Source organism: Rhodanobacter sp. sgz306013, from assembly GCF_057031145.1.
Window position 1 is genome coordinate 620,178 of record NZ_JBXCIJ010000001.1, and the last position, 24,064, is coordinate 644,241.

The following is a 24,064-nucleotide window of genomic DNA, read 5'->3' on the forward strand; positions in this document are numbered from 1 at the left end:
CGCCGCGGCTCACTCCTCGCCGCTGGAACCGGAGATGACCTGGAATTCCGACAGGCCGCCGGGCGCCAGTTCCTTCATCAGGTCGACGAAGTCCATGCCGACCAGCCGCTGCGCGCGCCGCAGCAGGTGCGGGATCGGGCTGGAGGGCTCGCGCCGCGCGTAGTACTCGCAGATATCGTCGAGCCGGCGGATCACGTCCTGCGGCGTTTCGATGCGGCCACTGGCCGCATTGGCCGGTGCGGCGCCCGACGCGGTGCCTTCCTCGCCGGCCGGGACCTCCGCATCGGCCGCAGGCATGCGCTTGGCGACCTCGACGTCGAGGAATTTCTTGAGCTCGTAGATCTCGCCGAGCAGCGGCTTGAGATCCGGTCCTGCCGTGCCGATGCGGTCGGTGAAGATCGCATCGATGGCGCGGGCATGCTCCATCGCCGACGCCGTGGCGTTCGCGGCATCGGCCAGCTGCTGTTCGGGGCAGTCGAGGCAGCAGGCCTCGATGTCCGTCATGCTCGGCTGGGCGGAGCCGTCTTCCGGTGCCGGGATCTTCAGCGTGCCGTTGGCGATGCGCAGGTCGCGCAGCGAGTAGCGCCCGAGGCGCGGCGACTGCACGAACGGCGTGCCGCGGAAGTAGCCGAGCACGCCCTGCATGTCGACAAGCGGCATCACCGCATTCACGCGCGCGGTGGGGTCGTTGTCGTCCTCGGCGTCCAGTTGCGGATGCACGCTGTCCCAGAGGTTTTCCAGCAGGCCGCGGATCAACGCCAGGCCGTCGGACCAGCCGGCGAGACCGTGCATGCGCGTCCATGCGGCCGTGAGGTGCACGGCCACGCGCAGGTCGCGGCTGCGGCCCAGCAGGTCTTCGCCCAGCGACGAGACCTTGTCCCAGTCGGGTTCCTCGGCGGTCTTCACGCTGTCGCCGATCGCGCGCTCGGCTTTCGGCGTGGCCGTGCGTTCCAGGGTCTGGAAGTCGGCGTCGTATTCCAGGTCGGGGCCGCTCGGGGCCTCGTCGGCAAGCGGTGTCAGCAGCGATTCCAGATCGTGGCGCGCCATCGGTTTTCCCCCTGTGCCCAAGCCACGGATGGTACATCAGGCCGGCTGCGCACGGCTTGCCGCCGGCGCTGTTTCATGCGGCAAAACGCAAGCGCACGTCCAGGGACGTGCGCTTGCGGCTGCGGGCTCAGAAGCGCCAGTCGAAACTGCCGCGGAAGCCGCTGTCCACCGCATGGCGGGCGAGCTGACCCTGCCACGACAGGTCGAACGAGGCGTGCTTCGCCAGCTGCACGGTGAGGCCGGCGTCGGCGGCCAGCGCGTTGCGGGCGATCGGCAGGCCTTGCACCACGAACGACTGGCTACCGGCGAAGGTCATCGACGTGGCGGTGACCGTGCTGCCGTAGGCGCGACGCCAGCCCAGCATGGCGTGCACGCTCAGCGCCTGGTCACCGTGCAGCGCGAAGTTGCTGGCCGCCCGTGCGCCAAGCGTGCTGTAGCTGACCGAGCGCGTTTCACCCATGCCAGTCAGGTCCGTTGTACCGCCGTGTTCCTGGAAGCCGGCGGTGTGCAGGCGCACGCGGGCGAGCTGGGCGAAGGGCTCCAGTGACGCATGCCGGAACGCGAAGCGGTAGCCGGCTTCGCCAAACAGCTGGGCAGTGTCCGCGTCGTAATGGCTCAGCTCGTGCCCGACGAGGCCTGGCACGGCGACGAAGCGGGTGCCGTCCAGCGCATGCCAGCCGTAGGCGGCACCGGCACGCAGGCCCAGTCCGCCGAGTTGGGTGCCGGCGTAGACGCTGAGGTCGAGATCGCGGCTGGACACCGAGGAGGCGCGCGCCGCCGTGTTCACCGCGGTCTGCGTGTAGCCGGCGGCGACGCCAAGCCGGGTGCCGTCGCCTAGCGCGTGGTCGGCACCGACGAGGAAACCGCCACGGGTGTGCCGGGTCGAGGCGGCATTGCCGTCGTTGTCGTGATGGCCCCAGGCCCCCACGAACTGGCCCCACCAGGCGAGCCCGCCCTGGCCGTCTTGCACCGACGGCCCGCTGCCGCCCTCACCGGCCTGGCGCAGGCGGCCGGTGACGGCATCACGCAGGTGGCGGCTGTCTTCCAGCAGCACGCCCTGCGTGGTGGCGTGGATCTCGCCGGAGAGCTGGTCGGTGGCCGCGCGCAAGGCGCCGTCGGTGGGCAGGTTGGCGAGCACGGTGTAGAGCGCAGAGGAAGGCGCAGCGCCGGCAGCCGCCGGCATCGCCACGGCGCGCCAGGCCAGCGGACGGATCCCGGCCCCGCTCGACTGGCCGGCGACGGCGCTGGAGAGGCCCTGCACCGCGCCCAGTGTGGCGCGCTGGTTGGGCGTCTGCGCGGCGTCGGTGAGGGCGCGCGTCTGCACCACGTCGAGGTAGACGTGCTGCGCATCGTAGGCGGGGGCGATGCCCAGCACCGCGCTCAGCATGTCGGCACCGGCCAGTGTGTAGCTGCCGCTGAGCCCGTGGCCTGCATCGAGCACGGTGTAATGCGCGCCCAACTGATAGAGCCCGTTGCCGGTGACGGAAGCGATTCCGATCTGCGCACCCGGCGCCAGGATGGCACTCCCGCTTACCCCGATCAGGCTGGACACGCCGGCCTGCACCGGGTCGAGCTGCACGAGGTAGGCCGAGCCCGCGGCTTGGGTGAAGTTGCCGCCCACGCCCAGCGTCAGGTACTGGCCCGGGCCGTTGCCCGGCGCCACCGTGCCGGTCGTCGCCAGGCTGCCGCCGATGCTGCCGTGGCCGATCAGCAGGCCGGCGTTGGCGACGTTGCCCGCGATGCGGCCGTTGTCGACCAGCATGCCCAGGTTGACCACGCCGCTGGCCAGCGAACCTTCGATGTCCAGCGTTGCGGGCGCGCTGACGCCGGTGGCTCCGGTGTAGGTGTTGTTGCCGGTGAGCGTCTCCTTGCCGCTGGACACGATCAGGCGGCCACCACCGCCGCCGCCGATGCCGCCGTCGGCGATCTGGCCGCTGAAGCTGCCGCTGGCGTTGGTGAGATCCAGCGTGGTGCCGCCCAGCTGCACCAGACCGGCGCCGGAAAGCGATTGCACCGTGGTGGTCTGCCAGGTGCGCGAGATGTCGAAGATGCCGTCCACGTGCACGTCTGATGAGGCAGCGATGCTGCCCGGGCCGGCCAGCGCCAGCCAGGCGTTGTCGGCGACGAGGGTGGCGCCCGTGTAGGTGTTGGTGCCGGAGAGATCGGCGATGCCGCCGGCTGCCACCTGGAACGGGCCGCTGCCCGAGATCGTGCCGGCGAGTCCCAGCGGACCCATGTCCGGTGTCACGGTGAAGCCGGTGGTGATGTCCGCGGTGGAGACGTAGAACGGCGTGTACGCAGTGGACTGGTTCGCCAGGTCATACATCACCGCGTTGTGCATGAAGAACGATAGACCGTAGATCGCCGCGTCGGGGAAGCCGCCGTAGGCCCCCAGCGTGACCACGTTGCTGTAGTCGCCCTGGCTGTCGCTGCCGCTGGCGACCGAGGCCGGCAGGCCCGAGATGACCAGGCCGTTCGCGGTGACGGCAAGACCGGTGGCGGTGAGGGTGATGCCGGGAACCAGGTTGCCGTTCGCATTGATGTTGCCGGCAGCCTGCTCGGTACTGACCAGGCCGAGGTCGCCGTTGTCGATCAGCATGATGTTCGGCGTGCCGGTGTCGAACAGCGTCATCATCGGCGCGCTCACGCTGTGGCCCCTGCCGTCGGTGAGCGTGTACAGGAAAGCGGTGTCGAACTGCCAGGCCGACGGTGCGCCCGACAGCGGGAACTGGCTGGTCTGGCCCTGAGTGGGCAGCCATGGCACCACGCTGAGGAACTGCGCGCGCAGCGCGGGTGTCAGGCCCATGATCAGGCAGGCCTGGGCGCAGGCGCCCGGTGCCTTGCCGGTGCCGTTCGCCTCCACGATGTAGCCGCTCCCGGTGAGCATGCCGGGTACGCCGTGGCCGAAATCGCCGGCGCCGAAGGTGCCGTAGAACAGCCCTTCCTCGGGCGGGTTGCCCTGGTTGAGGTTCTGCTGCCAGGTCAGGTCCTGGTACAGCGTGACGCCGCCCTGGGTGGTGACCGCCGGCCCCAGCGTGTCGCCGCCGGCGCTCTGCGGGGTGACCATCCAGTCGACGGCAGTGGCCACGGGCAGTCCCTGCGCCGTGGCGTAGCTGGCGGCCTGTGCGCCGGTGGTGGAGTTGTAGAACTGCAGGCTGGCGACGGTGGTGGATGTCTGCCAGTAGCCGTAGGTGCCGTTGCCATAGAGATAGGCGTACGGCGCGCTCTGCGCCACGCCCGGCTGGTTCGGGAACCAAGCCGGCGCGTGGCCGTTGTTGCCTGCGCCCACGTCGATGTTGAAAGAGTCCGAGCCGGTGTCGAACAGGTATTCCACCGGCGTGGCGCCGTTCACGCCCACGTTGATGCCGAGGCGATAGCCGTACTGGCCGCCGCCGTAGTTTTCCTGGATCAGGTCCAGCGGAATGCTGGTGCTGGTGCTGGTGCCGGTGGCGAACGCCTGGTGGAACGGCGCCAGCAGGCACGCCAGTGCCAACGGCAGCGGCCGCAGATTGAGCTTGCTCACGTATTTCTCTCCCCGTTTTGAATTTGCAGCGACGGCAATGCCGGATTTCGTGTGATGTATCCGTCCGCCCCCTCCGGCCCCCGGGCGGGACTCTCCTCCATCCGGGACCAGACGTTTGAAGGACGGGAAATTGAAATGCCGGTCCGCATGCCGCATGCGGTGGCAGTGGGAGGCGCCGAAGGTTCGGGGCGCCTGTCGCCGGACTCGAAAAGACGAAGGGCCCGGCGATGCCGGGCCCTTCGTCTTCGATTCGGTGGTGGGCGGTACAAGGATCGAACTTGTGACACCTGCCGTGTGAAGGCAGTGCTCTACCGCTGAGCTAACCGCCCGCCGGGAGCGCGCAAATATACGGGCTGGCGGCGGCGAGGTCAACCGGGGCGGGGCGCTCGCGTAGAATGCGTGGCTCCCACGCCCACCGGTTTGCACCATGCCCCACGATCTCGCCCACGTCCTGCAGGCCCTGCAGCAATTCGAACTCACGCCGTGGAAGGTGGTGGGCTTTGCCGGCACGCTGATGTTCACCAGCCGCTGGTTCGTGCAGCTGTACTACACGCGCAAGCACCGGCGGGTGGTGATGCCGCTGTCGTTCTGGTGGCTGTCCGTGTGCGGCAGCGCGCTGCTGCTGCTGTACTTCGTGTTCGGCAAGAACGACTCGGTGGGCATCATCTCCAACTTCTTCCCGGTGTTCGTGTCGGTCTACAACCTGGTGGTGCACCTGCGGCATCGCAAGAACAGCATGGGCGACGACGTGGCGGCATGAGCGGCGGCCAGCCGCCGGCCGTCCCGCGTGGCGCGCCCGTGTACCACGCGCGCGCAGGCGGCGATGACTAATCCGGGTCGTAATCGAGGTTCGGGGCCAGCCAGCGTTCGGCTTCCGCGAGTGTCCAGCCCTTGCGCTTTGCATAGTCCTCGACCTGCTCACGGCTGAGCCGGCCGACCACGAAATACTGGCTACCCGGGTGCGAGAAGTACCAGCCGGAGACGGCCGCCGCGGGGTACATCGAGAAGCCTTCGGTGAGTTCGATACCGGCGTTCCCCGTGGCGTCCAGCAGCTTGAACAGCATGGTCTTCTCGGTATGGTCCGGGCAGGCGGGGTAGCCGGGAGCGGGGCGGATGCCCTGGTATTGCTCGGCGATCAGCGCCTCGTTGCCGAGTGTCTCGTCGGGCGCGTAGCCCCAGAACTCCCTGCGCACGCGCTGGTGCATGCGCTCCGCAAAGGCCTCGGCGAGGCGGTCGGCCAGCGCCTTGAGGATGATCGAGGAGTAGTCGTCGAGATCGGCGCGGAAACGTTCCAGGTGCTCCTCGATGCCCAGGCCCGCGGTCACCGCGAAGCCGCCGATCCAATCGGGCCTGCCGAAGGCCTTCGGCGCGATGAAGTCGGCGAGGCAGAAGTCGGGGCGCTCGGCGGGCTTGTCGGCCTGCTGGCGCAGGTGGTGCAAGGTGGCGAGCGGCTGCGTGTGCGCGGCGTCGGCGTAGATCTCCACGTCATCGCCGAGGTTCGCCGCGGGCCAGAAGCCGATCACCGCGCGGGCCTTCAGCCACTTCCCGGCAATGATCTTGTCCAGCATCTTCTGCGCGTCGGCGAACAACTCGCTGGCCTGCGCGCCCACCACCTCGTCGGTGAGGATGGCGGGGTAGTGGCCGGCCAGTTCCCAGGCCTGGAAGAACGGCGTCCAGTCGATGTACTGGCGCAGCTCGGCGAGGTCGTAGTCGTCGAACACGGTGAGGCCCGGCTTGCGCGGCTGCGGTGGTTGGTAGTTTGCCCAGTCGCAACCGAAGCGCTGGCCGCGTGCGTGTTCCAGGGTCACCAGCTTCTTGCCCGGACCGCGCTGCTTGTGGCGCTCGCGGATCTCGGCGTACTCGGCGCGCACCTTGGCGAGGAAGCCGTCCACCAGCTCCTTCGAGACCAGCGACTGCGCCACGCCCACCGCGCGCGAGGCGTCTTTCACCCAGACGCAGGCGGTCCCGTAGTTCGGCTCGATCTTGATCGCGGTGTGCGCGCGCGAGGTGGTGGCGCCGCCGATCAGCAGCGGGATGTTGAAGTTCTGCCGCTTCATCTCCTTGGCGACGTGGGCCATCTCCTCCAGCGACGGGGTGATCAGGCCGGAGACGCCGATCATGTCCGCGTTCTCGGCGATCGCGGTGTCGAGGATCTTCTGCGCCGGCACCATCACGCCGAGGTCGACCACCTCGAAGTTGTTGCAGGCGAGCACCACGCCGACGATGTTCTTGCCGATGTCGTGCACGTCGCCCTTGACCGTGGCCATCACGATCTTGCCGTTGGACTTGCTGGCGTCGCCGCTGCGCTTCTTCTCCTCTTCCATGAAGGGCAGCAGGTAGGCCACCGCCTTCTTCATCACGCGGGCGGATTTCACCACCTGCGGCAGAAACATCTTGCCGGCACCGAACAGGTCGCCGACCACGTTCATGCCGTCCATCAGCGGGCCTTCGATCACGTCCAGCGTGCGCGTGACGGTCTGGCGCACTTCCTCGGTGTCCTCGACCACGTACTGGTCGATACCGTGCACCAGTGCGTGTTCCAGCCGCTTGCGCACCGGCAGTTCGCGCCAGGCCAGCGCGTTGCCGCTCTCCTGCTCACGCGCGCCCTTCTTGTGCTTCTCGGCGATTTCCATCAGCCGCTCGGTGGCGTCCGGACGGCGGTTCAGCACCACGTCCTCCACGCGCTCGCGCAGCTCCGGCTCTAGGTCGTCGTAGATCGCCAGCTGGCCGGCGTTGACGATGCCCATGTCCATGCCGGCCTTGATGGCGTGGTACAGGAACACGCTGTGGATCGCCTCGCGCACGGTGTCGTTGCCGCGGAAGGAGAACGACACATTGGAGACGCCGCCGGAAAGGTGCGACAGCGGAAAGCGCTTCTTCAGCTCCTTCGCCGCCTCGATGAAGTTCACCGCGTTGTCAGCGTGTTCCTCGATGCCGGTGGCGATCGGGAAGATGTTGGAGTCGAAGATGATGTCTTCGGGCGGGAAGCCCACCTTCTCGGTGAGCAGCCGGTAGGAGCGCTCGCAGATTTCCAGCCGGCGCGCCACGGTGTCGGCCTGGCCCTGCTCGTCGAAGGCCATCACCACGGTGGCGGCGCCGTAGCGAAGGATCTTCCTGGCCTGCTCAAGGAACACCTCCTCGCCTTCCTTCAGCGAGATGGAATTCACCACGCCCTTGCCCTGCAGGCAACGCAGGCCGGCCTCGATCACGCTCCAGCGCGAGGAGTCGACCATCACCGGGATGCGTGCGATGTCGGGCTCGGCGGCGATCAGGTTGAGGAACCGCACCATCGCCGCCTCGGCGTCGAGCAGGCCCTCGTCCATGTTCACGTCGAGGATCTGCGCGCCGTTCTCCACCTGCTGGCGGGCGACTTCCACCGCTTCGTCGTAGCGGTCTTCTTTGATCAGTTTCTTGAACTTCGCCGAGCCGGTGACGTTGGTGCGCTCGCCCACATTGACGAACAGCAGGTCGGGCGTGATGACCAGCGGTTCGAGGCCGGAGAGACGGGTGTGGCGGGTGGTCATGGGGAAGGGCTTCTTGCGTTGGCCTCCTCTCCCCCGGCTCCAATTTCATCTGGGGGAGAGGATTGAGGTGAGTGGCGGTTGATCGCCGTGTTGTTGGTCAAAGCGTGCTGGGGCGAGGCTTCATCGCCAGCGCGTCCCTTCATCCCGACCTGCTCCCCGGAGGGGAGCGAGGCAGGACGCGCGGCGATGCGGCGTCACGCCGCTTCCCGCTGTTCACCGGGCAGGCGACGTGGCGCGCAATTCCGCACCGCCTCGGCAATCGCCTTGATGTGCGCCGGCGTGGTGCCACAGCAGCCGCCGACGAGATTGAGCAGGCCGTCGCGGGCGAAGCCGGCGATCACGCCGGCCATGTGCTCGGGCGTCTCGTCGTATTCGCCGAAGGCGTTGGGCAGGCCGGCGTTGGGGTGGGTGCTGACGCTGCTCTCGGCGATGTCGGCAAGCACCTGGATGTGCGGGCGCAGGTCGTCCGCGCCCAGCGCGCAATTGAAACCCACCGACAGCGGCCGCGCATGGCGCACGGAGTAGTAGAACGCCTCGGCGGTCTGCCCGGAGAGCGTGCGGCCGGAGCGGTCGGTGATAGTGCCGGAGATCATCACCGGCAACCGCGCGCCGCGCTCCACGAACAGCGTATCGAGCGCGTACAGCGCGGCCTTGGCGTTCAAGGTGTCGAAGATCGTCTCGACCATCAGGACGTCGGCGCCACCATCGATCAGGCCGCTGGCGGACTCGGTGTAGTTGCGCGCCAGCTCCTCGAAGCTGACGTTGCGGAAGCCGGGGTCGTTGACGTCGGGCGACAGCGAGGCGGTACGGCTGGTGGGGCCGAGCACGCCGATCACGAAGCGCGGCTGGTCGGGCGTGAGCGCCGTGAACTTGTCGCAGGCGGCACGGGCCAGCTTCGCGCCTTCGCGGTTCAGTTCGTACGCGAGGTGTTCCAGCTTGTAGTCGGCCTGGCTGATGCGGGTGGAGTTGAAGGTGTTGGTTTCCACCAGATCCGCGCCGGCCTCCAGGTAGGCCTCGTGCACGCCGCGGATGATGTCGGGCTGGGTCAGCGTCAGCAGATCGTTGTTGCCCTTGAGGTCGCAGCCTGGGTGATCGTGGTGGTGGGCATGCTCGCCGTCGTGGCCGTGCTCGAAGCGCTCGCCGCGGAAGCCGGCCTCGTCCAGCCGGTGGCCTTGCAGCATGGTGCCCATCCCGCCGTCGAGGATCAGGATGCGTTCGGCGAGGGCGGCTTCCAGCAGGGCAACGCGCTCGGGATGCAGCCAGGGCAGGGTGCTCATCGGACGGTCCTCATCTTGGGTGTTCTCACTTCTTCTGCGCGAGCAGGCTGATGACTTCGAAATGCGGCGCCTTGCGCTCGCGGCTGAGCCGGTTGCAGCTCACCACCTGCAGGCCGGCGGCGGTCGCGTAATCCCGCAATTCCGCCTCGGTGAAGCCGAGGTTGCGGTGGTCGAACGGTTCCACCGTGGCGCGGTGGTCGTGCTTGCCCAGGGTCACCGCAAGCAGGCGGCCGGCGGGGCGCAGCAGGCGCGCGGCCGCGGCCACGGCCTGGGCCGGACGCTCGGCGTAGGTGAGCGCGTGCAGCATCAGCACCAGGTCGAAGCGGCGTTCGCCGAGGTCCAGCGCATGCATGTCGCCCCGGTGCACTTCGACGTTGCGGAAGGCCTGCAGGCGCTTCGCCGCGGCCTCGGTCACGCGTTCGCTGGAGTCCACGCAGACGATGGAGTGCGCGTGCGGCGCCAGCAGCTCGGCGGTGATGCCGTCGCCGGAGGCGATGTCCAGCACGTCGCCGGTACCCAGCAGCTGCAGCAGCGCGCGAGCCAGGGTTTCCCAGGTGCGGCCGGGCGAGTAGTGGCGTTCCATGTCGCCGGCCACGGTGTCGGCCCAGCCTTCGGCGCGGGCGCGGTTGGCCAGCACGGCGGGCAGGCGTTCGGCGTCCTCGCGCAGCAGGGCGTCGTCGATGTTCTCGCGCAGTGACGCGATCAGCGCCTGCTGGTGTTCGTCGCCCTCGGCGTTGGCGCGGTAGTAGGCGGAAACGCCGGCGCGGCGGTCGCGCACCAGGCCGGCTTCTTTCAGCTTGGCCAGGTGGGTGGAGACGCGCGGCTGCGCCAGGTGCAGCACCGCGGCCAGCTCGGCCACGGTGAGCTCCTCGCCTTCGAGCAGGGCCAGCAAGCGCACGCGGGTGGGGTCGGCCAGCAGGCGCAGCACGCTGGAAGCGGTCGCCAGATCCATCGTTATCCTTGTATCGCGATAAAGCGATGCAAAGGCTAGAGCCAGCCTGCGGAATCGTCAAGGGCGAAACCTGCGGTGCGGTGGATCGTGCAGCTCTGCTGCACCCGCACAAGGTGCGGGCGCCGCCGCGGCTAAAATGGGCGGCTTTCCATTCCCGTTTCGCTACCGGAGTCCCCCATGGATTTCAGCTTTACCGAAGACCAGTTGGCCATACAGGCCATTGCCCGCGACTTCGCCCAGAAGCGCATCGCGCCGGTGGCGGCAGAACTGGACGCCAGGGGCGAGTTCCCGCTGGACAACATCCGCGAGATGGGCCAGCTCGGCCTGATGGGCATCGAGGTGCCGCACGAGTACGGCGGCGCGGGGCTGGACCCGGTGGGCTATGTGCTGGCGATGATAGAGATCGCCGCCGCCGACGCCGCCACCGCCACCGTGATGTCGGTGAACAACTCGCTGTTCTGCAACGGCATCCTCAAGCATGGCAGCGAGGCACAGAAGCAGAAGTACGTGCGCGCCATCGCGCAGGGCGAAGCGATCGGCGCCTACGCGCTGACCGAGCCGCAGTCCGGCTCCGACGCCTCGGCCATGCACACGCGCGCACAGAAGAACGACGACGGCGACTGGGTGATCAACGGCAAGAAGAGCTGGATCACCTCAGGCCCCGTGTGCCGCTACATCGTGCTGTTTGCCATAACGACTCCGGGTATTGGAGCGAAGGGCGTGTCGGCCTTCATCATCGACACGCAGAAGCCGGGCTTCCATGCCGGCAAGACCGAACCCAAGCTCGGCATCCGCGCCTCGGCCACCTGCGAGATCGAGTTCACCGACTACGTGTGCTCGAAGGACGACCTGCTGGGCCAGGAAGGCAAGGGCTTTTCCATCGCCATGGGCGTGCTCGACGCCGGCCGCATCGGCATCGCCTCGCAGGCGGTGGGCATCGCCCGCGCCGCATACGAAGCCACCCTGCAATGGTCGCGCGACCGCAAGGCCTTCGGCCAGCCGCTGGGCAGCTTCCAGATGACCCAGGCCAAGATCGCCGACATGAAGTGCAAGCTCGACGCCGCCACCCTGCTCACGCTGCGCGCGGCCTGGGCCAAGGGCGAGGCCGAGAAGAATGGCGGCCGCTTCGGCACCGAGGCTTCCGTCGCCAAGCTGGTCGCCTCCGAGGCGGCGATGTGGATCGCCCACCAGGCGGTGCAGATCCACGGCGGCATGGGCTATTCCAAGGAGATGCCGCTGGAGCGCTACTTCCGCGACGCCAAGATCACCGAGATCTACGAGGGCACCAGCGAGATCCAGCGCATCGTGATCGCGCGCAACGAGACCGGCCTGCGATAAGCGTTGGGATTCGGGACAGCAAAAAGCCCCGGCTCGCGCCGGGGCTTTTTGCTGGCAGCCATCCGTAGCTGGATTTCGTCAGTGCCCGCGCCGCGGATCGGAGTCGAACGACTGCATGTCCGTGCCCGAGGCCGGATGCGGCTTGCCGTCGCCGTCCAGCTTGTCGCCCAGCAGGCGCCGCACCACGATGTAGAACACCGGGATCAGCAGCACGCCGAGGAAGGTGGCGAACAGCATGCCGCCGATCACGCCGGTGCCGATCGCGTGGCGCGAGTTGGCGCCGGCGCCGCTGGAGATGAACAGCGGGAACACGCCGAGGATGAAGGCCAGCGAGGTCATCAGGATCGGGCGCAAGCGCAGGCGGGCCGCGTCGATGGTCGCCTCGCGCAGCGTGCGCCCGGCCTGCTGCTCGGCCACCGCGAATTCCACGATCAGGATCGCGTTCTTTGCGGCGAGGCCGATCACCGTGACCAGGCCGATCTTGAAGAAGACGTCGTTGGGCAGGCCGCGCAGCATGGTGAACACCACCACGCCGAGCAAGCCCAGCGGCACCACCAGCAGCACCGAGACCGGGATCGACCAGCTCTCGTACAGCGCGGCCAGGGCTAGGAACACGATCAGGATCGACAGCACCATCAACAGCGTGGCGGCGTTACCGGAAAGGATTTCCTGGTAGGACTGGCCGGTCCAGTCGTAGCCGTAGCCCTTGGGCAGGTCGTTGGTGACGATCTTCTGCATCTCGTTCATCGCCTCGCCCGAGGCATGCCCCGGGGCGGGCGAGCCCACGATTTCCACTGCGGAATAGCCGTTGTAGCGGGTCAGCGCGGGCGAGCCCATCTCCCACTTCGCATGCACCACGTTGGAGATCGGGATCATCGCCGGCGTGCCGTCGGCGTTCTGCTGCGTGGTGCTCGGCGTGTAGAAGTGCTTCAGCGCGTCCGGGCCCATGCGGTAGGGGGCGTCGGCCTGCATGATCACGCGCTTCACGCGACCACCGTAGGTGAAGTCGTTCACGTACACCGGCGCCAGCATCAGGCTGACCGCGTTGTAGACGTCGCTGACCGACAGGCCCATCGACTGTGCCTGCACGCGGTCCACGTCCAGCTTCAGCTGCGGCGAATCCTCCAGCGCATTCGGCCGCACGCCGGTGAGCACCGGGTCCTGGCTGGCCTTGCCGAGCAACGTGTTGCGTGCCTGGGTGAGCGCGTCGCGGCCGAGGCCGGCGCGGTCCTGCAGGTACATGTCGAAGCCGCCGAACTGGCCCAGGCCCTGCACCGTGGGGATGTTCGCCACGAAGATGCGGGCGTCATGGATCTGGTACAGCTCCATGTTCGCGCGCTGGATGAACTGGGCGGCGGTGACGTCGCGCTTGGCCCAATCCTTCAGCTTGATGAAGGCCATGCCGGCGCTTTCGCTGGAACCGATGAAGCTGAAGCCGGTCACCTGCAGCACGCCTTCCACCGCCGGATCCTTGTTGAGGATCGCGCGCATCTGCGCCATCACCTCGCCGGTGCGCTGCTTGGTGGCGCCAGGCGGCAGCTGGATCACGGACAGCGCGTAGCCCTGGTCTTCCTCGGGCAGGAAGCTGCCGGGGAGTCGGGTGTACAGGAAGCCGGCCAGGATCGCCACCAGCACGAACACGGCCATCCAGCGCGGCGCATGTTTCACCGCGTGGCCGACGTGGCCGGTGTAGGTGCGCGTGGTCCACTCGAAGAAGCGGTTGAAGTTGCGGAAAACGACGTTCTTCTTCTTGTGGTGCTCGGGCTGCAGGAAGCTGGCGCACAGCGCGGGCGTGAAGCTCAGCGCGAGAAAGGCCGAGAAACCCATCGACACCGCGATGGTCAGCGCGAACTGCTTGTAGATGATGCCCGAGGCACCCGGCTGCAGCGCGGACGGCACGAACACCGCCGCCAGCACCACGGTGATCGCCACCACCGCGCCGGTGATCTGGCCCATCGCCTTGCGCGTGGCGTCCTTCGGCGAGAGGTTCTCCTCGGTCATGATGCGTTCGACGTTCTCGATCACCACGATCGCGTCGTCCACCACGATGCCGATCGCCAGTACCATGCCGAACAGGGTCAGCTGGTTGATCGTGAAACCGAGCACCAGCATGCCGAGGAAGGTGCCCAGCAGGGCCACCGGGATCACCAGGGTGGGGATGATGGTGGCGCGGATGTTCTGCAGGAACAGCAGCATCACCAGGAACACCAGGATGATCGCCTCGACCAGGGTATGCACCACCTCGTCGATGGAGATGCGGACGAAGGTGGTGCTGTCGTAGGGGCTGAACCAGCTCACGCCCGGCGGGAAGCTCGGTGCCAGCTGGTCCATCTTCGCGCGCACCGCGGTGGCCACGTCCAGCGCGTTGGCGCCGGGCAGCAGCTGGATCGCGAACGCGCCGATCGGCTTGCCGTCCCAGGTGGTGTCGAAGCCGTAGTTGCCCGGGCCGAAGCTGATCCTGGCGACGTCGCCGAGCTTGACCGTGGTGCCGTCGGGGTTGGCGCGCAGGATGATCGCCGCGAACTGCGCGGGCGTGGTGAAGCGGCCCTCGGTGGACACCGTGGCGGTGAGGCCCTGGCCGGGCACGGCCGGGTCTGCGCCCAGCGAGCCGGCGGCGAACTGCACGTTCTGCGCGGAGATCGCGGCGAAGACCTGCGAAGCCGACAGGTTGTAGCCCTGCAGCTTGTCCGGGTTCAGCCAGATGCGCATGGCGTACTCGGAACCGAACTGCTGGGTGCTGCCCACGCCGGGCACGCGCGAGATCTGGTCGAGCACCTGCGAGCCGACGATGTCGTTGAGGCGATTGCGGTCGATGTTCGGGTTGTCGGACTTCAGCGCCACCACCATCAGGAAGCCGGCGTTGGCCTTGGCCACCACCACGCCCTGCTGGGTCACCTCGCTGGGCAGGCGCGGCGTGGCCAGCGCCACCTTGTTCTGTACCTGCACCTGGGCGATGTCCGGGTCGGTGCCGGTCTCGAAGGTCAGCGTGATGCTGGCACGGCCGCTGGAGCTGGAAGAGGAGCTGAAGTACAGCAGGTGGTCGATGCCGGTGAGCTGCTGCTCGATCACCTGGGTGACGGTCTTCTCGGTGGTGTCCGCGCTGGCGCCGGGGTAGGTGGCGTTCACGGTGACCGATGGCGGGGCGATGTTCGGGTAGGACTCCACGCCCAGGTTGAGGATGGCCAGCACGCCGCCCAGCGAGATCAGGATGGCCACCACCCAGGCGAAGATCGGGCGGTCAATGAAGAAACTTGGCATCGTCGGACTCCGTTACTTGCCGGCAGCCGGCGCGGTGGCGCCCGCGGCTGGCTGCGGCTGCCACGGCGAGGCCTTGGCCGGCGCGTCTTCGTGCACGTTCTGCACGCCGGACACCACCACCTGGTCGCCGGCGGCAAGGCCGCTTGTAATCACCCAGTTGCTGCCGCTCATGCTGGCCGCCGTGACGTCGTGGCGCTTGGTCTTGCCGTCGGCGCCGACCACGAACACGTAGGCGCCCACGGTGTCGCGCAGCACCGCCTGCTGCGGGATCAGGAACACCTTGTGCTGTTCGCCCAGCTTCGCCTGCAGCGTCACGTACATGCCGGGCAGCAGGCTGTGCTGCGGATTGGGGATCTTCGCGCGCAGGTTCATCGCGCCGGTGGCCGGGTCGACCGTGGCGGAGGTGAAGTCCAGCGTGCCCGGTTCCGCATAGGCGCTGCCGTCGGGCAGGGTCACCCGCACGCTGGCCTCGTTGGGCTGGGCCAGGGTGACGCCGCCGCTGGTCTGCGCCTGGCGCAGCTGCTCCATGTCGGCCACGCTCATGGTGAAGTTCACGTACAGCGGGTCAATCTGGTCCACCGTGGTGAGCAGGGTGGCGCTGCCGCTGCCTACCAGCGCACCTTCGGTCACCTGCTGCTGGCCGGCGCGGCCGTCGATCGGCGAGGTGACGTTGGCGTAGCCGAGGTTGATGCGCGCAGTCTGCACGTTGGCGCGCGCCGCCTGCACCGCGGCGGCGGCGGTGCGTTCGGCAGCCAGCGCGTTGTCGAGGTCGGACCGCGAGATGTAGCCCTTCGGCGCCAGGTCACGCGAACGTTTCGCGTTGACCTTGGCGTTGGTGTACGTGGCCTGGGCCTGCGCCAGCGACGCCTCGGCCGCAGCCAGTGCGGCCTTGAGGGGCGCCGGGTCGATCTGGAACAGCGACTGGCCCTTCTTCACGTCGGTGCCTTCGGTGTAGGTGCGCTTCAGCAGCACGCCGGCGACGCGGGCGCGCACGTCGGCGCTGCGGTAGGCCGACAGGCGGCCGACCAGGTCCTTGGTCAGCGGCTCGTTCTGCGGCTGCGCGGTGATCACGCCCACCTGCGGCGGCGGCATCTGCGGCGGGCCTTGTTCCTTCTTGCCGCAAGCGGTCAGGGCCAGCAGGCCGAGGCACAACGCGGGGGCGCGCAGGGACGGGGATTTCATGGGGACTCCGAAGCGTGCTGATCGTGATGGGGTGTCGCGAGGGGAGCGCGTCCAGCCTGCGCCAGGCTCAGAGCATGACCGCACCACCACCTGCATGTCGTGTGTCAAAGGTTGAGCGTGACCCGGGCTTGACGGAGCGGGCACGGGCATGCGGGGCGCTACTATACCGTACAGTTCACAATTTATTGAAGGGCTTGCGCCGCCTTTTGCCGGCCGGCGAGTCTGGCCGGCGGCCCAGGCCCGGCACGTTTCGGTCCGGCGCGGGCACGCCGCGCGGATGCGCGGTTGCCGCAACGCATCGTCGACACCACCGCCTCGCGCTCCAGGCAAAGCTGCGCCGGTTGCAGTGGCAGTCTCGTCGCTGCATCGGTGCGCCTGCGCACGCTGCGCGCGGGTACGGACAGGCCCGGTTTCATGACGCTGTGCACCATGGTGGTGCGGTGGATTCACCCTGACGCGGAGCGTATCCTTTTGGGGCTTTGTCGCGTCACTTTCGTCCCCACTACCAGCAGATGCCATGAATGCCATTCGTGCAGCCAGTGAAGTTCCGCTTCAGTCCGCCGTCTTCGAGGCGTTGAAGCACGCCGGATACTCCACCCCGCGCCTTGATGAGGCGCAATTTTTTATCGGCGCCTTCTTCGCGCGGATCACGGAGGGCGATCGCAACCTGCATGCGCCGGCGCAATGGGCTGCCCTGACCGGCGGCCTGCTGGACTTCATGCAGCAGCGCACGCCAGGGCGAGCGGCGGTGCGCGTGCTGAACCCCGAGACGGGCCACGCGGGCCACGGCTGGCTGCAGATCGTCACCGACGACATGCCATTCCTGGTCGACACGGTGAGCATGGTGGTCTCGGCACACCTGCAGATCCACGCGGTGATCCATCCGGTGGTCACCGTAAGGCGCGATGCCGGCGGCAAGCTGCTGGGCATCGGCGGCGACGCGGGCGTGGCCGAGTCGGTGATGCACTTCGAGATCGACCGCGTGGCCGATGCGGCCGAGCAGGCGCAGCTGGTCGCCCAGGTCGAGGCCGCGCTGGAAGACGTGCGCGTGGCGGTGGGCGACTGGGCGGCGATGCGCGACAAGGCGCTGGCGATCGCCGACGAACTGCCGCGGCGCAAGCCCGCGCTGGACGAGGCCTCGGCGCGCGAGGCCGGCGAATTCCTGCGCTGGATCGCCGCCGACAACTTCACCTTCTTCGGCTACCGCGAATACGAAGTGGCCGATGCCGACGGTGACCGCGTGCTGCGCGCGATCGACAGCTCGGGCCTGGGCATCCTGCGCAAGAGCGAGCAGTCGATGGCGCCACGCTCGCTGAAGACGCTCGCGGCCAGCGAGCTGCCGCAGTCCGGGGCGACCGACGCGATCATCCTGACCAAGACCAATGCGCGTTCGCGCATGCACCGTCCGGGCTACATGGATTACATCGGCGTGCTCAGGTTCGGCGCCGACGGCCGCGCCGTGTCCGAGCAGCGCTTCCTCGGCCTCTTCACTTCCAGCGCCTACATGGCGCGCCCGCAGGACGTGCCGCTGGTGCGGCACAAGGTGGAGGCGGTGCTGGCGCGATCCTGCCTGAAGCGCGACTCGTATTCCGGCAAGTCGCTGCGCCACATTCTGGAGACGCTGCCGCGCGAGGAGCTGCTGCAGAGCAGCGCGGACGAACTGTTCGCCATCGCCACCGGCATCCTGGAGCTGCGCCAGCGCGCGCACACGCGCCTGTTCATGCGTCGCGACCGCTACGGCCGCTTCTTCACCTGCCAGGTGTTCGTGCCGCGCGACCGTTTCAACACCTCGGTGCGCGAGCGCATCGAGGCGCTGCTGGGCGAGGCCCTGCACGCCGAGCAGATCGATTCCTCGGTGCTGCTGGGCGAAGCCGCGCTGGCGCGCCTGTACATCGTGCTGCGGCCGAAGATCGGCGACCAGCCCGGGTACGACCTGGCCGCGCTCGAACAGGGCGTGGCGGCGATCGTGCGCAACTGGCACGACGAGGTGCGCGACGCGCTGGTGAGGCAGCGCGGCGAACACGAGGGCGTGGTGCTGGCGAACCGCTACGCCCGCGTGCTGCCGCCCGGCTACATCGACGACGTCAGCCCGGCGGTGGCCGCCGAGGACGTGCACCAGCTGTCGCTGCTCGAGGGCGACAACGCATTGCGCATGTCGTTCTACCACCCGCCGAAGGCGCCGGAGACGCTGCGCTTCAAGGTCTACCGCTCCGGCGGCGACATCGCGCTGTCCGAGGTGCTGCCGCAGCTGGAGAACCTGGGCTTGCGCGTGCTCACCGAGCACGTCTACGAGATCCCAGGCGCCAGCGTGCCGCTGTCGATCCAGGACTTCGAAGTGCAGCCGGTGGGCAAGCTCACTTTCGGCGTGGAGCAGGTGGGCTCGCTGTTCGAGCACGCGTTCGAGCAGATCTGGCGCGGCAACGCCGAGAACGACGGCTTCAACCGCCTGGTGCTGGGCGCCGGGCTGGGCTGGCGCCAGATCGCGATGCTTCGCGGCTACTGCAAGTACCTGCTGCAGGCCGGCAGCACCTTTTCGCAGCCGTACATGGAGGACACGCTGAACCGCTACCCGGCGATCGCCGGCCTGCTGGTGGAGCTGTTCCTGGCCAAGTTCGACCCGCGCCGCGAGTCGCTGTCGGCCGACGAGCAGACGGCGGCCGCCGGACTGCTGCACGGCGAGATGTCGGCGCTGATCCCGGCGCAGGTGCAGTCGGCGCATCCGGCACTCGTGGGCAACCTCGCCGCCGCGCTGGCGCAGCCGCGCGCCGAACAGGTCAAGGTGATCGAGGGTGCGATCAACCTGCTGCTGGAGAACGTGGCCAGCCTGGACGAGGACCGCATCCTGCGCAGCTTCGTGGCGGTGATCCACGCCACCCTGCGCACCAGCTTCTTCCAGCAGTGGGACGGCGCCTACCGCGACTACATCAGCTTCAAGCTCGACTCGCATGCCGTGCCCGATCTGCCGAAGCCGGTGCCGTACCGCGAGATCTGGGTGTGCGCGCCGCGCGTGGAAGGCATCCACCTGCGCTTCGGTCCGGTGGCCCGCGGCGGCCTGCGCTGGTCCGACCGCCGCGAGGATTTCCGCACCGAGGTGCTGGGCCTGGTGAAGGCGCAGATGGTGAAGAACACCGTGATCGTGCCGGTGGGCTCGAAGGGCGGCTTCTTCGTCAAGAAGCCGCCGGCCATCACCGGACAACCAGCCGACCGCGACGCGCAACAGGCCGAGGGCATCGCCTGCTACAAGCTGTTCATCAACGGCCTGCTCGACATCACCGACAACCTGGTCGAGGGCAAGGTGGTGAACCCGCACGACGTGGTGCGCCACGACGCCGACGATCCCTACCTGGTGGTGGCGGCCGACAAGGGCACGGCCACGTTCTCCGACATCGCCAACGCGATCTCGATCGAGCACGGCTTCTGGCTGGGCGACGCGTTCGCTTCCGGCGGCTCGAACGGCTACGACCACAAGGGCATGGGCATCACCGCTAAGGGTGCGTGGGAGTCGGTGAAACGCCACTTCCGCGCGCTGGGCCGCGACAGCCAGACGCAGGACTTCACCTGCGTGGGCATCGGCGACATGTCCGGCGACGTGTTCGGCAACGGCATGCTGTTGTCGAAGCACATCCGCCTGGTCGCCGCGTTCGACCACCGCCACGTCTTCATCGACCCGAACCCGGACACCGCGCGTTCCTTCGCCGAGCGCGAACGCATGTTCAAGCTGCCGCGTTCGAGCTGGGAGGACTACGACAAGTCGCTGATCTCCGCCGGCGGCGGCGTGTGGCCGCGCACGGCGAAGGCCATCCCGGTCTCGCCGGAGGCGCGCGCGGCGCTGGGTCTCAAGCCCGAAGTTACCCAGATGGCGCCGAACGAGCTGCTCAACGCCATCCTCAAGGCACCGGTGGACCTGCTCTGGAACGGCGGCATCGGCACCTACGTCAAGGCCAGCAGCGAGACCCACGCCGACGCCCGCGACCGCGCCAACAATGGTCTGCGCGTGGACGGCAACGAGCTGCGCTGCAAGGTGGTGGGCGAGGGCGGCAACCTCGGCATGACCCAGAAGGGCCGCATCGAGGCGGCGCACAAGGGCGTGCTGCTGAATACCGACTTCATCGACAACTCCGCCGGCGTGGACACCTCCGACCACGAGGTGAACATCAAGATCCTGCTCAACGACGCGGTGCAGCGCGGCGAACTGAGCGAGGCGGACCGCAACAGGCAGCTGGCCGCGATGACCGACGAGGTCGGCCAGCTGGTGCTGTGGGACAACTATCGCCAGAACCAGGCGATCACCCTGATGGAGCACCAGTCGGTGAAGCGCATCGGTTCGATGGCGCATTTCATCCGCACGCTGGAAGCCGAGGGTTCGCTGGACCGCCAGGTGGAGAACCTGCCGAGCGAGGCCGAACTGACCGAGCGCAAGACGCGCGGCCAGGGCATGACGCGCCCGGAGCTGTCGGTGCTGCTGTCCTACGACAAGATCCGCCTGTACCAGCAGCTGCTGGATTCCGACGTGCCGGAAGACCCGTACCTCTCCAAGGAACTGGTTCGCTACTTCCCCGCGCCGCTGCACGAGAAGTACGCCGCGCACATGCAGCGCCACCGCCTGAAGCGCGAGATCATCGCCACCGCGGTGACCAACTCCACGATCAACCGCATGGGCGCCACCTTCATGATGCGCATGCAGGAGGACACCGGCAAAGGTCCGGCGGCGATCGCCAAGGCCTACACCGCCGCGCGCGAGATCCTGGACGCGCGCGAGCTGTGGGCCGAGATCGAGGCGCTGGACAGCCAGGTCGCCGAGGGCACCCAGGTCGACGCGGTGATGCAGATCTGGTCGCTGCTGCGCCACCTGACCCGCTGGCTGCTCAACCGCCCCGGCGGCACGCTGGAGATCGCCGCCAACGTCGAGCGCTACCAGGCCGGCGTGAGCGCATTGCGCAAGGCGCTCCCGGAGGTGCTCACCGCCACCGGCAAGGGCGACTTCGCCAGCAGCCAGGAAAAGTGGGAAGGCCTCGGCCTGCCCGCCGAACTGGCCGTGCGGCTGGCGCGCGTGTCCGAATTGCGTGCCGCGCTGGACATGGTCGAGGTGGCGCAGCAGAGCGGCCAGCCGATCGAGAAGGTCGCCAGCGTGTTCTACGAACTGGGCGAGGCGCTGGACCTGGAGTGGCTGCGCGGCCAGATCGAGGCGCTGCCGGTGGAAGGCCACTGGCATGCGCAGGCGCGCGGTTCGCTGCTGGACGAACTCAACCACCAGCATCGCGCACTGGCCCAGCAGGTGCTGACCCTGGCCGGCGGCAGCAAGGACGCCTCCCCGGTGCAGGTCTGGCTGCGGCGCGACGACGCCACCCTGCAGCATACCCGCGGCATGCTGGCGGAGATCCTCACCCAGAACGCCGATTACCCGATCGCCTCGGTCGCGGTACGCCGGCTGGCCCAGCTGGCGCAGGTGCCGGTGTAATGCCTTTCACCCCCTCTCCCCTCGGGGAGGGGGTGGTGTGTGGGCGGCTCCGGGAAAACCTCCCTGTGGTGTCCGAAGCCCCGGCCAGTCCGGGGCTTCGCTTTTTCGACGTGCCATCGCACCCATGCGGTAAGCTCGGCCGCATTCCCATGGAGCCATCGCCCATGCGTTTCGCCTTCGTCGCCAGTGACACCAACGTCGCCCAGCAGGCGCGGCGCAAGCTCGTGGAGCGCTACGGCAACGTACCGGCGACGGAGGCGGAACTGATCGTGGCGCTGGGTGGCGACGGCTTCATGCTGCGCACCCTGCACGCGCATCTCGCGCTGGACGTGCCGGTGTACGGCATGAAGCTCGGCCGCGTGGGATTCCTGATGAACAAGCACCGGCTCGACGGCCTGCCGGAGCGGGTGGCGCGTGCGCACGCGGCCGAGCTTTTCCCGCTGGAGATGCTGGTCACCGACGCCGCGGGCGACACCCATCGCGCGCTGGCGTTCAACGAGGTCTCGTTGCTGCGGCAGAGCAACCAGGCCGCCCATATCGAGGTGAAGCTCAACGAGGCGGTGAAGCTGCCCAACCTGATCTGTGACGGCGTGATGGTGGCCACGCCGGCCGGCTCCACCGCCTACAACCTCTCCGCCCACGGGCCGATCCTGCCGCTGGACGCGAACGTGCTCGCGCTGACCCCGATCAGCCCGTTCCGCCCGCGCCGCTGGCGCGGCGCGATCCTGCCGCATCGCACCCAGGTCAGCCTGCGCGTGCTCGACCCCGGCAAGCGCCCGGTCAGCGCCACCGCCGATTTCCACGAGGTGCGCGACGTGCGCGACGTCGTCGTGCGCCAGGCCGAAGGGCAGGGCGTGCGCCTGCTGTTCGATCCCGAACACAACCTGGAACAGCGCATCCTCGACGAGCAGTTCGCCGCGGATTGACCGGCTTTTTGCCGACTCCCCCGGCTGGTCTGGTACCGCCTTTGCCTGCTGGCGCGCCCCGTGCGCGATGGCTCTGGTGCCTGGTCGAAGCCAAAAAGCATTCGCGCACAGGGTTCGCTCCTACGGCGAAGCCGGTCTCACGCTATGCACGTGGCATGCGCTAGATTGCCCACATGCCTGTCCACGACCCTTCCGCCGCTACCGACAACCGTCTCGTCGTGGCCATCTCCTCGCGTGCGCTGTTCGACCTCGGCAACAGCCACGAGCTGTTCGAGCGCGAGGGGCTGGATGCCTACCGCAGCTTCCAGATCGCGCACGAGAACGAGATCCTCAAGCCCGGCGTCGCGTTCCCGCTGGTGCAGAAGCTGCTCGATCTCAACAAGCTGGCGGGCGACGTGCCGCCGGTGGAGGTGATCCTGCTGTCGCGCAACTCGGGCGACACCGGCCTGCGCATCTTCAATGCGATCCAGCACTACGGCCTGGAGATCAGCCGCGCCGCCTTCACCAGCGGGGCGCCCACCTCCGACTACATCGCACCGTTCAAGGCCGACCTGTTCCTCTCCGCCAACGCCGAGGACGTGGGCCGCGCGCTGAAGGCCGGCGTGGCGGCGGCGACCATCCTGCCCAGCGTCGCGCCGCCGCGCATGAGCGAACAGTTGCGCATCGCCTTCGACGGCGATGCGGTGATCTTCGGCGACGAGGGCGAGCGCGTCTCGCGCGAGGAAGGCCTGGAGGCCTTCCATCGCAGCGAGACCGAGCATGCCGACGAGCCGCTCTCGGTCGGTCCGTTCCGCGGTTTTCTCACCGCGCTGCACCGGTTGCAGGCGGCGTTCCCCGCGGAGAATTCCCCGATCCGCACCGCGCTGGTCACCGCGCGCTCGGCGCCTGCGCACAAGCGCGTCATCCTCACCCTGCGCCGCTGGGGCGTGCGCATTGACGAGGCGCTTTTCCTCGGCGGTCGCGACAAGGGCCCTTTCCTCGACGCCTTCGGTGCCGACATCTTCTTCGACGACTCGCCCGCCAACGTGGAATCCGCGCGCAAGCACGTGGCCACGGGGCATGTGCCGCACGGAGTGAGCAACCGGTAGCAACGAACCCCAAAGGGGGAGAGGCGTGTCAGGTCTTGCAGCATCCAGCATCAGGTTCAGGCCTTACGCCGTCGCCGACTTCGCGGCTTGCCTAGACCTTTTCGACGCCAACTGCCCCGAGTTCTTCGCACCGAACGAGAGGGCGGATTACTCGGCTTTCCTGAAGCCAGGCCCGGAGGGTTATGAGGTATGTGTGGTGGACGGGGAAATCGTGGGGGCGTTCGGATTCATCGGTGATGGCGCGGGGCGCAAGCACCTGAACTGGATCCTGCTTGATCCGCGTTACCAGGGAGCGGGCATCGGCTCGGCCATCATGCATCGCGTCGAGGCCTTGGCACGCGCTTCGGGGAGTGCGCTGGTCTGCATCGCCGCGAGCCACAAATCCGCGCCGTTCTTCGGCAGGTTCGGCGCCCGGGCGATCAAGGTGGTTCCCGACGGCTGGGGGCCGGGCATGCACCGCGTCGACATGGAGCTGCGTCTCTGACCGGATG

General features: G+C 68.2%; 13 protein-coding genes and 1 tRNA gene. 6 read left to right on the forward strand and 8 right to left on the reverse strand.

From position 1 onward, the window contains the following. Positions 1–9: 9 nt before the first annotated feature. The 3 genes from tssA to AC2EWF_RS02815 form a co-directional block, all read right to left on the reverse strand. Positions 10–1,047, reverse strand: a complete 1,038-nt coding sequence (gene tssA / locus AC2EWF_RS02805) for a type VI secretion system protein TssA (protein WP_483637830.1) — start codon at positions 1,045–1,047, stop codon at positions 10–12. A 127-nt stretch (positions 1,048–1,174) separates the two neighbouring features. After that, positions 1,175–4,570, reverse strand: a complete 3,396-nt coding sequence (locus AC2EWF_RS02810) for an autotransporter outer membrane beta-barrel domain-containing protein (protein ID WP_483637831.1) — start codon at positions 4,568–4,570, stop codon at positions 1,175–1,177. A 254-nt stretch (positions 4,571–4,824) separates the two neighbouring features. Further along, a tRNA-Val gene (locus AC2EWF_RS02815) sits at positions 4,825–4,899 on the reverse strand. 98 nt (positions 4,900–4,997) lie between these two features. On the opposite strand from AC2EWF_RS02815, the gene AC2EWF_RS02820 reads away from it, so the two are divergent. After that, positions 4,998–5,330 carry a lipid-A-disaccharide synthase N-terminal domain-containing protein gene (locus tag AC2EWF_RS02820; protein ID WP_483637832.1) on the forward strand — a complete coding sequence of 111 codons (333 nt, stop codon included), beginning with the start codon at positions 4,998–5,000 and terminating at the stop codon, positions 5,328–5,330. 67 nt (positions 5,331–5,397) lie between these two features. Here the strand turns inward: AC2EWF_RS02820 and metH are convergent, their stop codons facing one another. The 3 genes from metH to AC2EWF_RS02835 all read right to left on the reverse strand — a co-directional run bounded on the left by metH (position 5,398) and on the right by AC2EWF_RS02835 (position 10,323). Next, positions 5,398–8,094, reverse strand: coding sequence for a methionine synthase (metH, locus tag AC2EWF_RS02825; protein WP_483637833.1), 2,697 nt, complete (start codon positions 8,092–8,094; stop codon positions 5,398–5,400). 194 nt (positions 8,095–8,288) lie between these two features. Beyond that, the gene (locus tag AC2EWF_RS02830) at positions 8,289–9,371 is read right to left on the reverse strand and encodes a homocysteine S-methyltransferase family protein (RefSeq protein WP_483637834.1); all 1,083 of its coding nucleotides are present in this window, start codon (positions 9,369–9,371) and stop codon (positions 8,289–8,291) included. A gap of 25 nt (positions 9,372–9,396) precedes the next feature. Continuing rightward, the gene (locus AC2EWF_RS02835; protein ID WP_483637835.1) at positions 9,397–10,323 is read right to left on the reverse strand and encodes a metalloregulator ArsR/SmtB family transcription factor; all 927 of its coding nucleotides are present in this window, start codon (positions 10,321–10,323) and stop codon (positions 9,397–9,399) included. Between the two features lie 177 nt (positions 10,324–10,500). On the opposite strand from AC2EWF_RS02835, the gene AC2EWF_RS02840 reads away from it, so the two are divergent. Next, positions 10,501–11,661 (forward strand): acyl-CoA dehydrogenase family protein, encoded by a 1,161-nt coding sequence (locus tag AC2EWF_RS02840; RefSeq protein WP_483637836.1) that lies wholly within the window; start codon positions 10,501–10,503, stop codon positions 11,659–11,661. 78 nt (positions 11,662–11,739) lie between these two features. Here AC2EWF_RS02840 and AC2EWF_RS02845 read toward each other — a convergent pair whose 3' ends face one another. Both AC2EWF_RS02845 and AC2EWF_RS02850 read right to left on the reverse strand, forming a co-directional pair. Further along, the gene (locus AC2EWF_RS02845) at positions 11,740–14,919 is read right to left on the reverse strand and encodes a multidrug efflux RND transporter permease subunit (RefSeq protein ID WP_483637837.1); all 3,180 of its coding nucleotides are present in this window, start codon (positions 14,917–14,919) and stop codon (positions 11,740–11,742) included. 12 nt (positions 14,920–14,931) lie between these two features. Beyond that, positions 14,932–16,101 carry an efflux RND transporter periplasmic adaptor subunit gene (locus tag AC2EWF_RS02850; RefSeq protein ID WP_483637838.1) on the reverse strand — a complete coding sequence of 390 codons (1,170 nt, stop codon included), beginning with the start codon at positions 16,099–16,101 and terminating at the stop codon, positions 14,932–14,934. Between the two features lie 517 nt (positions 16,102–16,618). Between AC2EWF_RS02850 and AC2EWF_RS02855 the strand changes: the two genes are divergently transcribed. The 4 genes from AC2EWF_RS02855 to AC2EWF_RS02870 all read left to right on the forward strand — a co-directional run bounded on the left by AC2EWF_RS02855 (position 16,619) and on the right by AC2EWF_RS02870 (position 24,057). Continuing rightward, positions 16,619–21,559 (forward strand): NAD-glutamate dehydrogenase, encoded by a 4,941-nt coding sequence (locus AC2EWF_RS02855; RefSeq protein ID WP_483637839.1) that lies wholly within the window; start codon positions 16,619–16,621, stop codon positions 21,557–21,559. Between the two features lie 164 nt (positions 21,560–21,723). After that, entirely contained in the window at positions 21,724–22,485 is a 762-nt protein-coding gene (locus AC2EWF_RS02860; RefSeq protein WP_483637840.1) for an NAD kinase, read from the forward strand. Between the two features lie 173 nt (positions 22,486–22,658). Next, complete coding sequence (locus AC2EWF_RS02865; RefSeq protein WP_483637841.1) at positions 22,659–23,573, forward strand: 5'-nucleotidase; 915 nt, start codon at positions 22,659–22,661, stop codon at positions 23,571–23,573. Between the two features lie 25 nt (positions 23,574–23,598). After that, positions 23,599–24,057, forward strand: coding sequence for a GNAT family N-acetyltransferase (locus tag AC2EWF_RS02870; protein ID WP_483637842.1), 459 nt, complete (start codon positions 23,599–23,601; stop codon positions 24,055–24,057). Positions 24,058–24,064: the final 7 nt, after the last annotated feature.